Genomic DNA, 14,381 nt, shown 5'->3' on the forward strand with positions numbered 1-14,381 from the left:
CACGGCCTGCAGTCGAGCTTGAACTGCTGGCAAGAGCGAACGTGTTTCAGCCCTAGTGGAGGCGAGGCGTGTGTTCGCTCTTTCCACAACGAGGTTGTGCCCTTAAGGATGTGCTTCTGAATGGGAGACAAACTATGAAACCGGTGAAGTGGGGCATCATCTCGACAGCGAACATTGGCGTGGCCAAGGTCATTCCGGGCATGCTGAAGAGCAAGGACCTGGAGATCGTCGCGATCTCGTCACGCAAACTGAAGACCGCGCAGGAATGGGCCGGCAAGCTCGGCATTCCCAAGGCCTATGGTTCCTATGAGGAGATGCTCGCCGATCCCGAGATCGAGGCAGTCTATAATCCACTCCCCAATCATCTCCATGTGCCGCTGACGCTGGCCGCCGCGAAGGCCGGAAAGCACGTGCTCTGCGAGAAGCCCATCGCCATCTCGGCGAAAGAAGCAATGCAATTGCGGCGGGCGCCCAAGAACGTCTTTATCGCAGAGGCCTTCATGGTTCGCTATGCCACCCAGTGGCTGGCCGCGCGTGACCTGGTCAGGAAAAAGAAGATCGGCGATGTCCGCGCCATCCAGGTGATGTTCTCCTATTTCAACCGCGATCCGAAGAATGTGCGCAACATGGCCGATATCGGCGGCGGCGGCATGCTCGACATCGGCTGCTATCCGATCACCACCGCGCGCTTCATCTTCGATGCGGAGCCGGTGCGGGTGACAGCCACGATCGATCGCGACCCGAAGTTCGGAACCGACCGGCTCGCGGGCGGCTTGGCGGACTTCGGCGACGGGCGGCATCTGTCCTTCACCGTCTCGACCCAGCTGGCCCCCTACCAGCGCGTGAACATCATGGGCACCAAGGGACGGATCGAGATCGAGATCCCCTTCAACGCGCCCCCCGACAAGCCCAACCGCTATTTCGTCCAGGGCATGGACATGAACGTCGGCGAATGGACGGAGCTTCCCGTCTCCGACCAGTACCAGCTCCAGGCCGAGGCCTTCGGCCGCGTCATCCGCAAGAAGCAGAAACCCGTATGGGGCGTGGACGACGCCATCCAGAACATGAAGATCCTCGATGCCTTCTTCCGCTCCGAGAAGAGCCGGAAATGGGAAAAGCCCTGATTTCAGGGCCTCCGCCAGAAGGCAATTGACGGCAAGGCCTGGCGTCACTATAAGCCCGCCATCCCGATGGGCCGGAAAGACGGGCCGTCTGCCAGTTGGCATGCGGTCTTTCGATATTGAACGTTCATCAAACGAGTTTCAGTCAAGCAGGACCAAAGCCCTATGGCCAACACATCATCGGCGAAGAAGGCCACCCGCGTCTCCGCCCGCCGCACCGAGATCAACAAGAACCGCGTCAGCCGCATCCGCACCTTCGTGCGCAAGGTGGAGGAGGCGATCGCCTCCGGAAACCAGGCCGCTGCCGCTGCTGCCCTCCAGGCCGCCCAGCCCGAGATGATGCGCGGCGCCCAGAAGGGCGTGATGCACAAGAACACGGCGTCCCGGAAAGTGTCGCGCCTCGCCGCGCGCGTGAAGGCCATCAAGGCCTGATCCCACCTATCCACAGACCATAAGAAACTGTTGAACGCCGGGTGAAAACCCGGCGTTTTCGTTTGTCCGGGAACGGATTGTCTCGCGCACGGAAAAGTGAACAGATTCAATTCATTGCATATTGTGCAAAATTCCGGGCACTTTGCAGGCTGCTTGTTGCTCAGCCAAAAAATGTCCTGATGCGCGAACCTGTCAGTGGGGAAAAGCGCCATGTACCTTCACTGACCACTCAAAAGCACAGGAATATCAGGGCTTTACGATTCACCTCGCGAAAGACGTCCGACGCCGGAACGTGTCAAGCGGTCTCCGTGTGCGGAGCGTTTTCTGAATCAGGTTGCTCAGGTTGCTAACGCTTTTGTAAGTTCTGGCTCGTGGACGGGCCGGTGGCCATCAGCTCCACGCAAGAGAGACGGAGCCGTGGCGAGGGCAGTGCCATGAGGTCCGTATTGCGGTCAGTTGTGGCGTTTGCCGGGCGGTTGCCGTCCGGGGCGTGAGTTTGTGTGAGTGGGGCGTTCAAAGCATGGATTGCTTGGGGCAATACCCAGAAGGATCGGCTGGAAGGCCGCGGCAGGGGCTTAGAGATGAACAAGGCAATGACGTCTGTGTCCGGTCATCGACCGGGTAACGCGTAACGGAAATCCCGAAAAGACGAAGAGCTTGGGCGGCCATGCAACATGCATCGCCGCGGGAATAATCGCGCGCCTGTCAGGTGCAGCAAGGGATGCGGTAAGAGAATGACTGTTTCGAACGACGTGAAGGCCATATGGTATCGTGTAGTGCAGCGTTTGCGCGGAGAACTCGGTGAGGATCTCTATACGTCATGGTTCGCCCGCATGGAGATCGAGGACCTGCATGATGGCCGTCTGGCCGTATCGGTCCCGACGAGGTTCCTGAAGTCCTGGATCGAGACGCATTATCTGGCGAAGCTTCAGAAGATAGGTGAGGCCGAACTGGGGGCGCTTGATGCCGTGCTCGTGCGTGTGCGCACGCGGGCCGCCGCGGTGCAGCGTGTTCAGCCCGACGATCATTCCGCCTCGCATTCGCATTCGCATGCGGCACCCGCACCGGCAGCACACGCGCCGTCTGTCGTGGCTGCGGCGCAGGCCGCCGTGGCGGAGCGCAATCCGCAGATCGATCCCAACCAGTCCTTCGAGACCTTTGTGGTCGGTCCGTCGAACCAGCTTGCCCATGCCGCCATGTGCCGCGTCGCCGATGCGGCGCAGGGCGCGGCCATCAGCTTCAATCCGCTCTTCGTTCACGCAGGCTCCGGCCTCGGAAAGACGCATCTTCTCTCCGCCGTCGCCAACCGCATCCGCGAGCGCCGGCCCGACCGCAAGGTGATGGTGCTCACCGCCGAGCGTTTCATGATCAACTTCGTCATGGCGCTCCGCCAGCGCGACACACTCTCCTTCAAGGACCAGTTCGCCGCGATCGACGTACTGCTCATCGACGACTTCCAGTTCCTGCAGGGCAAGACCATGCAGCAGGAGTTCTGCAACGCCTTCAACTCGCTCGTCGACTCGCGCCGCCAGGTGATCGTCGCCGCCGATGTGCCTCCTGCCCAGCTTGACGCGATCGATCAACGCATGCGCTCGCGCCTCATGGGCGGCCTCGTCGTCGACATTGAGCTTCCCGATCTCGACACCCGCCGCCGCATTCTGCAGAGCCGCTATGAACTGATGGTGAAACGCGATCCGTCGGTCGTCATCCCCGATGACGTGCTCGAATTCATCGCCAATCGCATCACCGGCACAGGCCGCGAACTTGAAGGTGCGTTGAACCGCATCGCCGCCTATCAGCAGTTCAACCAGGCTGCGGTGACTCTCGACCTCGCCTCCCTGGTGTTGCGCGACATGCAGGCGAACCCCGATGGCTCGCGCATCAAGATCGACGACATCCTGAAGATCATCGGCCGCCACTTCAACGTGGGCCGCACCGATCTCCTGTCGCCCCGCCGTGCACGCAGCGTCGTGGTGCCGCGCCAGATCGGCATGTATCTGGCCAAGAAGATGACGGCGCGCTCGCTGCCCGAGATCGGCCGCCGCTTTGGCGGCCGCGATCACTCGACCGTGCTTCACGCCGTGCGCAAGATCGAGGGCCAGATCAAGACCGACGACAAGCTCGCACGAGAAGTGGCCCTCCTGATCAGGCTGGTTGAGCAGGGCTGAGGAAAGCCCGGCCCAAATGCGGAAAAGCTCTGGAAAACCCTTGAACTGAGCTTCTAGCCGGGCCAATGTTTTTGGCCCGGCTAGAAGCTGGTAACAGAAGAACGAGGGACATTCCGGTTATGCGCGTCACTATCGAAAGGTCAGCCTTTCTGAAGGCTCTCACTCACGTGCAGAGCGTCGTGGAACGCCGCAACACCATTCCGATCCTCTCCAACGTGCTGCTCCAGGCAGGCGACGGGCTGCTCAAGATGACGGCCACCGATCTCGACATCGAGATCGTCGAAAGCGTTGCGGCGGAGGTCTCGAAGAGCGGCGCCACCACGGTGCCTGCCCACATGCTCTACGACATCGTCAGGAAACTTCCCGACGGCGCCCAGCTCGAGCTCGAGCAGGCGGGCGACGGCCAGCGCGTCTCGATCTTCGCGGGCCGCTCGCGCTTCGCGCTGCAAGCTCTTCCGCACGATGACTTTCCGGATCTGGCGGCGGGTGACTTCCCCAATCATTTCGCGATCAGCGGTGGCGATCTCCGGGGCCTGATCGAAAAGACGCGTTTCGCCATCTCGACCGAGGAAACCCGCTATTACCTGAACGGCATCTATCTTCACGACGTTGCGGCCGGCGGCCTGCTGCGGGCCGTGGCCACCGATGGGCATCGCCTGGCGCAAGCCCAGATCGCACGGCCCGAGGGTGCGAAGGGCATGCCCGGTGTCATCGTTCCGCGCAAGACGGTGCTCGAAGTCGTCAAGCTCTTCGAGGGTGTCGACGGCAATGTCGACGTGTCGCTCTCGGCCTCCAAGATACGCTTCGCGGCGGGCGACCTTGTGCTCACCTCGAAACTCATCGACGGCACCTTCCCGGACTATGAGCGCGTGATCCCGCGCAACAATGACAAGACGATGGAACTCGACACGAAGACCTTCGCCTCCGCCGTTGACCGCGTCTCGACGATTTCAATGGAAAAGGGCCGCGCGGTGAAACTGCAGATCGGCAGCAACAAGGTGACGCTGACCGTCAACAACCCGGATTCAGGCTCGGCGGAAGAAGAAGTCGCCTGTTCCTACGAGGCCGATCCCATCGATATCGGCTTCAATTCCCGCTACCTGATGGACGTGGCAGGCCAGGTCAAGTCCGAAGCCATGCTGTTCCAGCTAGCCGATGCGGGCTCACCCACCATCATCCGCGATCCGGGCGACGACCAGGCCCTCTATGTGCTGATGCCGATGCGGGTGTAAGCCTTATACGTGACCGATTCTCCGAATCTCGCAATCCGGCGGCTGACGCTGACGGACTTCCGCAATTATGAAGGCCTGCGGATCGACATCAGCCCGCGCCTCATCGCCCTGGCGGGCGCGAACGGGGCAGGCAAGACCAACGTTCTGGAGGCGATTTCCCTGCTGGCGCCGGGCCGGGGCTTGCGCGGCGCCGTGTTCGAAGAGCTGGCGCGGCAGGGAAATGCTGGAAGCTGGGCCATCTCGGCGGAGGTCGATACCGCAAGCGGGCCGGTGTCGATCGGTACCGGATGGAGCGGCCAGTCCGAGGCGGGCGAAGGCGGCCGTCTGGTGGTCATCGATGGCGAGGCGCAGAAGAGTTCGGGTGCTTTGGGCGAGTACATGCGGATGCTATGGCTGACGCCCGCCATGGACCGGCTGTTTGCAGGCCCCGCATCCGACCGGCGGCGCTTCCTCGACCGCATGGTGACGGCCTTCGACCCCGAGCACGGCTCGCGCATTCTGGTCTTCGAAAAAGTGATGCGCGAGCGCAACCTGCTTCTCGATGAGCCCCGTCCGGATGGTGCCTGGCTGTCGAGCCTCGAGGCCCACATGGCGGAAGCCGCCGTGGCCATTGCCGCTGCAAGACTTGTTGGCTTGGAGGCCCTTCAGGCCCATATAGAAGTAGGCCGGGAATCGAGTTCGTTCCCGTGGGCTGAAGTCTCCGTCGAAGGCGAGACCGAGGCATTGGTCGCCGTCAAGCCGGCGGTGCAAGTGGAAGACGGATATCGTAAGATTCTCCACGAATCGCGTGGGCTCGACCGGGCGGCCGGGCGAACCCTGAGAGGACCACACCGGAGTGATTTCGGCGTGGTTCACGGGCCAAAGCAGATGGCGGCGGGACAATGCTCGACGGGCGAGCAGAAGGCCCTGCTGATCGGCCTGATCCTGGCGCAGGCGCGGGCGGTGGAGGCGGGAACCGGCGTGGCGCCGATCCTGCTGCTGGACGAAGTGGCGGCCCATCTCGACCGGGCCCGCCGGAAAAGTTTGCTGGAAGCATTGGCCGCACTTGGTGCCCAGTGCTGGATGACGGGCACGGATGCCCAGTTGTTCGAGGGAATTGGACATGACGGCACCGTATTCCAGGTGGAAGACGGTACGATCAAGGAAGTGATGGAAAGCTGATGTCAGACACGACGAACAACGGCAACGGCGAGAACACCTACGGCGCGGATTCGATCAAGGTCCTGAAGGGCCTCGATGCGGTGCGGAAGCGCCCCGGCATGTATATCGGCGATACCGATGACGGCTCGGGCCTTCACCACATGGTCTACGAGGTGGTCGACAACGCGATCGACGAGGCGCTGGGCGGCTATGCTGACCGCGTGACGGTGTCGCTCAACGCCGATGGTTCCTGCACGGTGACCGACAACGGCCGCGGCATCCCGACCGACATCCACACCAGCGAAGGCGTTTCGGCGGCGGAAGTCATCATGACGCAGCTTCATGCCGGCGGAAAGTTCGACCAGAACTCCTACAAGGTGTCTGGCGGCCTTCATGGTGTCGGCGTTTCCGTCGTCAACGCTCTCTCGGTCAAGCTCCAGCTCACCATCTTCCGCGATGGCAAAGAGCACTACATGAGCTTCACCCATGGTGACCCCGATGCGCCGCTGAAGGTTGTTGGTGAGGCACCGGGCCGTCGCGGGACTGAAGTGACCTTCCTGCCGTCGACCGGGACATTCACCAAGACCGAATTCGACTTTGCCACGCTGGAGCACCGCCTGCGTGAACTGGCCTTCCTCAACTCCGGCGTCCGCATCCTGCTCTCCGACAAGCGCGGCGTGGAACCGAAGGATGTGGAACTGTTCTACGAAGGCGGCATCGCCGCCTTCGTGCGCTATCTCGACCGCGCCAAGCAGGCCGTGCTCTCCGCGCCGATCATGATTCACGGCGAGAAGGACGGCATCACGGTCGACTGCGCCCTGTGGTGGAACGACAGCTACCATGAGAACGTGCTGTGCTTCACCAACAACATTCCCCAGCGCGACGGCGGCACGCATCTCGCGGGCTTCCGTGGAGCATTGACCCGCGTCGTCAACAGCTATGCGAATGACAGCGGCATCGCCAAGAAGGAGAAGGTGGCGCTGACCGGCGATGACGCCCGCGAGGCCCTGACCTGCGTACTCTCGGTAAAGGTACCGGACCCGAAGTTCTCGTCGCAGACGAAGGACAAGCTCGTCTCTTCCGAAGTCCGTCCCGTCGTTGAAAATCTCGTCAACGAGCAACTGGGAGCGTGGTTCGAGGAACATCCTTCCGAGGCCCGCAGCATCGTCTCGAAAGTCGTCGAGGCCGCCGCCGCGCGCGAAGCCGCGCGCAAGGCCCGCGAACTCACGCGCCGCAAGGGTGCGCTCGATATCTCGTCACTCCCCGGCAAGCTCGCTGACTGCCAGGAGCGCGATCCGTCGAAGTCCGAAATCTTCATCGTCGAGGGTGACTCGGCCGGCGGTTCCGCCAAGCAGGCCCGCCACCGCGAGAACCAAGCTGTGCTGCCGTTACGCGGCAAGATCCTCAATGTCGAGCGCGCGCGCTTCGACAAGATGCTGGGCTCCGCTGAAATCGGCACGCTGATCACCGCGCTTGGCACCGGCATCGGCCGCGAGGAATTCAACGTCGACAAGCTGCGCTACCACAAGATCATCATCATGACCGACGCCGACGTCGACGGCGCTCACATCCGCACGCTCCTGCTCACCTTCTTCTACCGGCAGATGCCCGAGGTGATCGAGCGCGGCCACCTCTATATCGCGCAGCCGCCGCTCTACAAGGTGAAGCGCGGCTCGTCGGAACAATACCTGAAGGACTCGAAGGCGCTTGAAGCCTATCTGGTCGACACCGGCCTCGAAAGCTCGACGCTGGTGCTGGCCGATGGAACCGAGCGCGCCGGTGCCGATCTTCGCGCCATTGTCGAAGAGGCCCTGTCGATCCGCAACGCGCTCGATGCGCTTCACTCGCGCTATCCGCGCCACGTGATCGAACAGGCCGCGATTGCCGGAGTGCTCAATCCCGAAGTGCTGTCGAGCCCTGAGAGGGCCGAGGAAGCGGCGGCCTATATCGCGCGCCGCCTCGATGTCATCGCGGAAGAAACCGAGCGCGGCTGGACGGGCCAACCCACAGCCGACGGCGGCTTGAGCTTCACCCGCGAGGTGCGCGGCGTCACCGAAAGCTGGACGCTCGACGGCAAACTGATCGGCTCAGCCGATGCGCTCCGCCTCGACCGCAAGGCCGATCACCTGCAGGAGATCTATTCAAAGCCCGCAAAGCTCCGCCGCAAGGATGGCGAGACGGTGATCTTCGGGCCCATGAGCCTGCTCGATGCCGTCTTCGCGGTGGGCCGCAAGGGCATCACCATGCAGCGCTACAAGGGCCTGGGCGAAATGAACCCCGAGCAATTGTGGGAGACGACGCTCGATCCGAACGTCCGCACGCTGCTCCGCGTGAAGGTCTCGGAACTCGACGAAGCCGACGACCTCTTCACCAAGCTCATGGGCGATGTGGTGGAGCCGCGCCGCGACTTCATCCGCGAGAACGCGCTGAACGTCGCCAACCTGGACGTCTGAGGATCGGGCGGCCGCCGGACTGCTCTAGACCAGGAGGATATCTCCAGCGCTCATGCTCGCGTTGCCCAGAAGCGTCGCGATGACTATTGCGTCAAAGCCATCCTTGTTCCCGTCCTGATCGAAGCGGAGAATGCCCGTATCTGTCTCGAGGAAAAAGCGCGTGTTGGCAGACTGGGCATTCGCCGATGCAGACGACTGGAAGCGATTCAGGCTGAGAACACCCTCGGGCAAGCCTCCGAATGCCGCACTGAGGAATTCGAACCTGTCATTGTTTCCTTGCCCGCTGGACGAGAAGTCGGTGATGCGGTCACCACCCTCGTTCAGGTTGCTGTAGACGAACACATCGTTGCCGCGCCCGCCGGTCAGCGTGTCGGCACTCTTGCCGCCGAACAGCCGATCCGCACCCTCGTTGCCATCGAGCGAGTCCCGACCCTGGCCGCCATTCAGCGTGTCATTGCCCCGGCCTCCCGCCATGAGGTCGTTTCCGGCCTGGCCGCTGAGCTCGTTCTTGGCCGAGTTGCCGGTGATGGTGTCGATGCCCCGGCCGCCCACGGCCTTCTCGATCACGACGCCATTGGCAATCGTGAAGCCGCCGAATATGCCATCCACGAAGGATACGAAACCGCCGCCGCCTTCCTCGAGCTTGAGAGTGGCAGAGCGCAAGTCGATGGTGGAGGCGGCGTTGCCGGCATGGCGGATGGTGTCGCTGCCGCCGGCATCCCAGATCGCCATGTAGCCTGTGCCGCGCCCGTTGGTAGACACCAGCGTGTAGACATCGTCGCCGGTCTTGTAGTTCATGTTGGCGCCGTACTTCTGCTGGATCACCGCGATGTCGAAGCCCATCGGCGTCATGGCGATACCGAAGTTGTTGGTGCCCGAATCGCCATCCGGGCCGCCTCCCCAACCTTTATTGTACGACATGATCGTGAAGACTTCCTGGTTCAGGCCAAAGGTGCCAAGATCGCCCGAAGCCAGCACGCCGTCGAAGCGCACACTCTGGCCGTTGGCGTCGTCGTGGGGATGGGCGAGGCCAAGGCCATGACCGAATTCGTGGATGAAGTTGGAATAGCCATAGGCACCCGCTTCAAGTAGCCCCATCGAACCATCCGACCAGAAATTGGGGTTGGTGTTGAACCATCCAACCCCTTGGTTGTCGCCGAACTCCGGGTCCTGCGGCACCATTTTTCCCGAAAGCCCGCTGTCGAGAAAGCCCTTGGTGAGCACGAAGTCGGCATTGGCCGCATTGTTCACCGTCTGGAAGGTGAGCATCGAGATCTTGGAGTATTCGCCCAGTGCGGCGTTGGCCTGCTGCTTCTCGTAGGCTGTCCAGTTGGAATCCATCGTGGAATCCCAGAACGTCTCGCCCGCCTTCGCAAAGTAGACCTTGATGTTCGTCTTGTCGAACTTGACGCCCCAATCCACGCCCACCAGCGGGCTGGGCTTCTCAGGTGGTATGAACTCGGCCGTTGTCAGCCGGAAATCGCCCGTGCTCTCGGCGCTGCCCGTGGCCTTGATGTAATACGTACCGTTGTTGGCGGCCTTGAAGGTGGCAAGCGAATTGCTGGAGACGCCGTTGTCGTCGTTGAACGCCACCACATTCAGTTGCTGGTCTAGAATTTCGAGATTGGGATCGATCAGCGGATTGAAGGACAGCGGCCCACCCTCCAGGAAGACCGCATAGGTCTTTCCCTTCTGGACGGTGATCGCGTACCAGTCCTCGTCGCCGATATAGTCAATGGTGCCATTGGTCTGGGTGTTCACCGTCACGGTGGCCGCTGTCGCCTTGCGGTCGCCCACCGTGTCGGCAGCGAAGTTCACCTGGGACAGGCTGATCTGATACTGGCCCACAGTCGAATCGCCGCCGCCGAAGCCGGTGGCGCCCACGAAGTAGACGCCGCTGCGGGTCGCCGTGACGGTGAGCAGCGAATTGTTGCCGCTGCCACTGTCATCGTCGGAGATCAGCAGCGCGCCGGTGTTGTCGAACAGGAACAGTGAAGGATCGCCGAGGCCGAAGCCAAAGGCGGTAACCGCCTTGAGGCTGATCTGATAGGTCTGGCCCTGCGTCAGCACCATGCCAAACCAGTCGGTGTCGCCCGAGAACGAGATTTCAGCGTTCATCCGGAAACCGGGCCGCAGTTCCACCCATGTGCCGGTGCCGCTCGGGATATCGATGATTGACCCGAATGCCATGGGGTCCTGTTCCGGGTAGAAGACGTTGCTTTCGCTCGCGGGCATCACCGAGCCATTGCCACTGTCATTGCCGAAAAGGGCGTCCGCATCAGCGACCTCGAGGCCGTGGGCATCGAGCCAGGCGAGCATGACGGAACCGGATGTGGAAAGATCCGGCAAGATGCCGTTGTCCGGGTCACCGTCAATCGGACAGGTATTCCGGGGCGCACACAAGAAGCACATGTCCAATCTCCCTTGGCCGCCAGTCCATGTGCTGTCAGCCGATCAAGTTCTGAGCCCCGGTACAAATCCTAGGTTGATTATGCCGCCATGACAAGAGCCGGGTTGTAGACAGCACACAAGTGCAACACGGTCTTGCGGGCCGTTTGATCAGTCCGGGCATGTTTCATAATGATGTGATGGAGCGGGCGATGGGAATCGAACCCACGACATGCAGCTTGGGAAGCTACCGTTCTACCACTGAACTACGCCCGCGACGCCTTGGAGACTAGTTGAGCCGCGGGCAGTCTTCAAGGGGCATCAGCGGCGCGACGGGTCGAAGGGCTTGAAGTGCTTGGAGAGCTTGAGGCCCTGGCGCTGGTAGTTGGAGCCGATGCCCTGTCCATAGACCTGATCCGGCGCTTCCGTCAGAGGTTCATAGACGAGGCGGCCGATGATCTGCCCGTCTTCTAGGATGAAGGGCACCTCGTGGCTGCGCACTTCCAGCACCGCCCTCGCCCCCTCGCCATGGCCCGAGCTGTGGCCGAAGCCGGGGTCGAAGAAGCCTGCGTAGTGCACGCGGAATTCTCCCACCAGCGGATTGAACGGAACCATCTCGGCGGCAAAAGCGGGCGGCACGCGCACGGCCTCTTTGGACGCAAGGATATAGAACTGGTCCGGGTCGAGCACGAGCGAGCCACGCTGCCAGATCGGCTCCCAGAAATCGGAAACCTCGAGCCCGCCCTTCTTGTCGACGTCGATCAGCCCGGCATGGCGCTTGGCGCGGAAGCCAACCGGGCCATCGGCCTCGAGCGTCGAGAGATCGACACAGAGGGCCAATCCATTGTCGATGTTGACTTCGCCTGACGAAATCAGGCCCTCTTTGTCGTGCAACTCGCGGATGAGCGCGTCCGAGGCCATCGGTGCGCCAGCCCGAAACCGTATCTGCGACAGGCGCGAGCCCGTCCGCGCCAGGATCGGGAAGGTGCGGGGCGAGATTTCCGCATAGAGAGGTCCCTCATAGCCTTCCGGCACCTTGTCGAATTCCTGTGCATGGTCGGTGATGACGCGGGTGAAGATGTCGAGCCGCCCGGTGGAACTCTTGGGGTTGGCGGCGGCGGAAACGCCCTTCGGCAAGGCAAGCGACTCGAGCAACGGCACGATATAGACGCAGCCCGTCTCCAGAACCGCCCCCTCGGTCAGCGGCATGCGGTGCAGCGCCAGTTCCGCCACGCGGTCGGCCACGGTGGAGCGCTTGCCCGGCAGGAACGAGGCGCGCACGCGATAGGCCCAGTGGCCGAGCCTCAGGTCGAGGCTGGCGGGCTGGATCTGGTCCGCGTCGGCCGGCTGGCCAAGGCGGATCAGCCCCTGTTCGCAATAGGCGGCGATGGTTCTGGCGGGCAAAATGCCCTGAGCGTTTGTATCGGAAGTCCCCATGCCAATCACATGGCTGAATTGAACCTGTCTTGGCAAGTCTCTTCGCTGTGGAAAACTTCTGGCCTTGCGCTACACTGCATCCATGTATGAACGCATCACCAACGGCGTGAAGGTCATCGTCCGCCCGCAATATCTCGACGGCCAGTCGAAGCCGGAGGAGGGCCATTTCGTCTGGGCCTACACGATCACCATCGAAAACCACGGCCGCGAGACGGTGACGCTCCGCACCCGCTACTGGAAGATCACCGATGCATCGGGCCATGTGCAGGAGGTGCGCGGCGCCGGTGTCGTCGGCGAACAGCCGATGCTGAAGCCGGGCGACACCTACAGCTACACCTCCGGCTGCCCCTTGAAGACGTCCTCGGGCTTCATGGTGGGCGCCTACCAGATGCAATTGGGCAGCGGCGAATTCGTCAACATCGAAATCCCCGCCTTCTCGCTCGACAGCCCGCACGAAAAACACGCGATCAACTGAGACATCATGACAGGCAAGACCTATTCGACCGAGGAGATGCTGGCGCGTCTCATCGCCTTCGACACCACCAGCCGCGACGGCAACATTCCCCTGATCGAGTTCGTCGAGGACTATCTTGATGGCTGGGGCGTACCGCATCTCCGCGTCGACTACGAGGTAGGCAAGAAGACCAATCTCTTCGCCACCATCGGTCCAAACATCGCGGGCGGCATCGTGCTCTCGGGCCATACCGACGTGGTGCCGGTCGATGGCCAGCCGTGGACCAGCAATCCCTTCGAACTCACCGAGCGGGGCGACAGGCTGTTCGGCCGTGGCACTTGCGATATGAAGGGCTTCATCGCGGTCTGCCTGGCGGAAGTTCCGAATTTTATCAGGGCGAAGCTGAAGTCGCCCATTCATCTGGCGCTGTCCTGCGATGAGGAAGTGGGCTGCAAGGGCGTGCGCCCGCTCGTCGCCCACATGCGCGATCATTTGCCGAAGCCGCGCGCGGTGATCGTCGGCGAGCCGACATCGATGCAGGTGGTGAACGCCCACAAGAGTGCTGTCACGTTTTCAACCGAAGTGATTGGCCACGAGGCGCATTCGAGCCTCACGCATCACGGCGTCAATTCAATCATGGTGGCGGGCGAGCTCCTCTCCGAGATCAACCGCATCCGCACCGACCTGATCGCCGCGGGCGACCCGACGCAGCGCTTCACGCCGCCCTATTCAACCGTGCATGTGGGCGTGATCGAGGGCGGCACGGCGAAGAACATCATCCCGCGCCGCTGTGCCTTCCAGTGGGAAACACGGCTTCTGCCGACCGCCGACCCGGGCATGGTGCCGCTCCGCATCGAGACCTTCGCGAAGACGCTGGAGCCCGCCATGAAAGCCGTGGCGCCGGGGACGGGCATCACGACCGAAACCGTGAACCGCGTTCCGGGCCTGGCACCCGAGCAGGATTCGCCTGCCGAACACCTGGCGCTGCACCTCGCCAACGCCAACTCCACGCACGCGGTGAGCTATTGCACGGAGGCTGGCCTGTTCCAGCAGATCGGCATCCCGGCGGTGATCTGCGGTCCGGGGAGTATCGAGCAGGCGCACAAGCCGGATGAATACATCGACATAAGCGAGCTGCGGAAATGCGAGGCGTTCATGGGGAAACTGGTGAAGCAGTTGATCTAACCCATCTCCCAGCGCTGCTGGGAGAAGGCGGCAGGCGGGATTCTATCCGATTTCGCACAACTCGTGTGAAAATGGCTTATTAGACACTTTGTGTAATAACAGAATTTCTGTAGTGCCTTTTCACAATTTAAATTAAATCCTAGAATGAACCCCTATGATACGCTTTGGACGAAACAATCAAATTCCGTTCGTAAAAGGCCTTGACACAATATTCGTAGAATTCGGGCGAGGGGGGGATGTCCCGTACTCTGTTGAAAATGCCAAGGCTGGCGTCGCTGGTTGAACCTTATGCAGCATCGGCCAAGCGGTCAACTGCATGGGAGGCTGGCTGCTCGGTCCGATGGTTTTGAAGTGCGGCCTTGAGGATTGGC

At 61.9% G+C, this 14,381-nt stretch carries 10 protein-coding genes and 1 tRNA gene; 8 read left to right on the forward strand and 3 right to left on the reverse strand.

Translation table 11 applies throughout. The features are described from left to right. The first annotated feature begins 134 nt into the window (after positions 1–134). From ACEW8Q_RS10465 to gyrB, 6 genes are all read left to right on the forward strand, one after another. Complete coding sequence (locus ACEW8Q_RS10465; protein WP_373503999.1) at positions 135–1,124, forward strand: Gfo/Idh/MocA family protein; 990 nt, start codon at positions 135–137, stop codon at positions 1,122–1,124. A 162-nt stretch (positions 1,125–1,286) separates the two neighbouring features. Next, positions 1,287–1,553, forward strand: a complete 267-nt coding sequence (gene rpsT, locus ACEW8Q_RS10470; RefSeq protein WP_373504000.1) for a 30S ribosomal protein S20 — start codon at positions 1,287–1,289, stop codon at positions 1,551–1,553. A 734-nt stretch (positions 1,554–2,287) separates the two neighbouring features. Then, complete coding sequence (dnaA, locus tag ACEW8Q_RS10475; protein WP_373504001.1) at positions 2,288–3,721, forward strand: chromosomal replication initiator protein DnaA; 1,434 nt, start codon at positions 2,288–2,290, stop codon at positions 3,719–3,721. Between the two features lie 119 nt (positions 3,722–3,840). Beyond that, a complete protein-coding gene (gene dnaN / locus ACEW8Q_RS10480; RefSeq protein WP_373504002.1) occupies positions 3,841–4,953 on the forward strand; it encodes a DNA polymerase III subunit beta in 1,113 nt (370 codons plus the stop codon). A gap of 9 nt (positions 4,954–4,962) precedes the next feature. Then, positions 4,963–6,114: a DNA replication/repair protein RecF gene (gene recF / locus ACEW8Q_RS10485; RefSeq protein WP_373504003.1), complete on the forward strand. Its 1,152-nt coding sequence runs from the start codon at positions 4,963–4,965 to the stop codon at positions 6,112–6,114. Then, positions 6,114–8,546 (forward strand): DNA topoisomerase (ATP-hydrolyzing) subunit B, encoded by a 2,433-nt coding sequence (gyrB, locus tag ACEW8Q_RS10490; RefSeq protein ID WP_373504004.1) that lies wholly within the window; start codon positions 6,114–6,116, stop codon positions 8,544–8,546. Before recF ends, gyrB begins: the two co-directional genes overlap by 1 nt. Positions 8,547–8,570: 24 nt before the next feature. On the opposite strand, the gene ACEW8Q_RS10495 is transcribed toward gyrB, so the two are convergent. The 3 genes from ACEW8Q_RS10495 to ACEW8Q_RS10505 all read right to left on the reverse strand — a co-directional run bounded on the left by ACEW8Q_RS10495 (position 8,571) and on the right by ACEW8Q_RS10505 (position 12,371). Then, on the reverse strand, positions 8,571–10,895 hold the full coding sequence (locus ACEW8Q_RS10495) for a pre-peptidase C-terminal domain-containing protein (protein ID WP_373504005.1): 2,325 nt from the start codon (positions 10,893–10,895) through the stop codon (positions 8,571–8,573). A gap of 240 nt (positions 10,896–11,135) precedes the next feature. After that, positions 11,136–11,210: transfer RNA gene (locus ACEW8Q_RS10500), tRNA-Gly, on the reverse strand. Between the two features lie 45 nt (positions 11,211–11,255). Further along, complete coding sequence (locus ACEW8Q_RS10505) at positions 11,256–12,371, reverse strand: 2'-deoxycytidine 5'-triphosphate deaminase (protein WP_373504006.1); 1,116 nt, start codon at positions 12,369–12,371, stop codon at positions 11,256–11,258. Positions 12,372–12,453: 82 nt separating this feature from the next. On the opposite strand from ACEW8Q_RS10505, the gene apaG reads away from it, so the two are divergent. Next, on the forward strand, positions 12,454–12,846 hold the full coding sequence (gene apaG / locus ACEW8Q_RS10510; protein ID WP_373504010.1) for a Co2+/Mg2+ efflux protein ApaG: 393 nt from the start codon (positions 12,454–12,456) through the stop codon (positions 12,844–12,846). A gap of 6 nt (positions 12,847–12,852) precedes the next feature. Beyond that, positions 12,853–14,010: an acetylornithine deacetylase gene (argE, locus tag ACEW8Q_RS10515; protein ID WP_373504007.1), complete on the forward strand. Its 1,158-nt coding sequence runs from the start codon at positions 12,853–12,855 to the stop codon at positions 14,008–14,010. Positions 14,011–14,381: the final 371 nt, after the last annotated feature.

The sequence above is a fragment of the Aestuariivirga sp. genome (assembly GCF_041738905.1).
Taxonomy (GTDB): domain Bacteria; phylum Pseudomonadota; class Alphaproteobacteria; order Rhizobiales; family Aestuariivirgaceae; genus Aestuariivirga.

Excerpts from the sequence above, each read along its gene's own strand:
- ACEW8Q_RS10465 (WP_373503999.1), top strand. The coding sequence starts at position 135 with ATGAAACCGGTGAAGTGGGGCATCATCTCGACAGCGAACATTGGCGTG.
- rpsT (WP_373504000.1), top strand. The coding sequence starts at position 1,287 with ATGGCCAACACATCATCGGCGAAGAAGGCCACCCGCGTCTCCGCCCGC.
- dnaA (WP_373504001.1), top strand. The coding sequence starts at position 2,288 with ATGACTGTTTCGAACGACGTGAAGGCCATATGGTATCGTGTAGTGCAG.
- dnaN (WP_373504002.1), top strand. The coding sequence starts at position 3,841 with ATGCGCGTCACTATCGAAAGGTCAGCCTTTCTGAAGGCTCTCACTCAC.
- gyrB (WP_373504004.1), top strand. The coding sequence starts at position 6,114 with ATGTCAGACACGACGAACAACGGCAACGGCGAGAACACCTACGGCGCG.
- ACEW8Q_RS10505 (WP_373504006.1), bottom strand. The coding sequence starts at position 12,371 with ATGGGGACTTCCGATACAAACGCTCAGGGCATTTTGCCCGCCAGAACC.
- apaG (WP_373504010.1), top strand. The coding sequence starts at position 12,454 with ATGTATGAACGCATCACCAACGGCGTGAAGGTCATCGTCCGCCCGCAA.
- argE (WP_373504007.1), top strand. The coding sequence starts at position 12,853 with ATGACAGGCAAGACCTATTCGACCGAGGAGATGCTGGCGCGTCTCATC.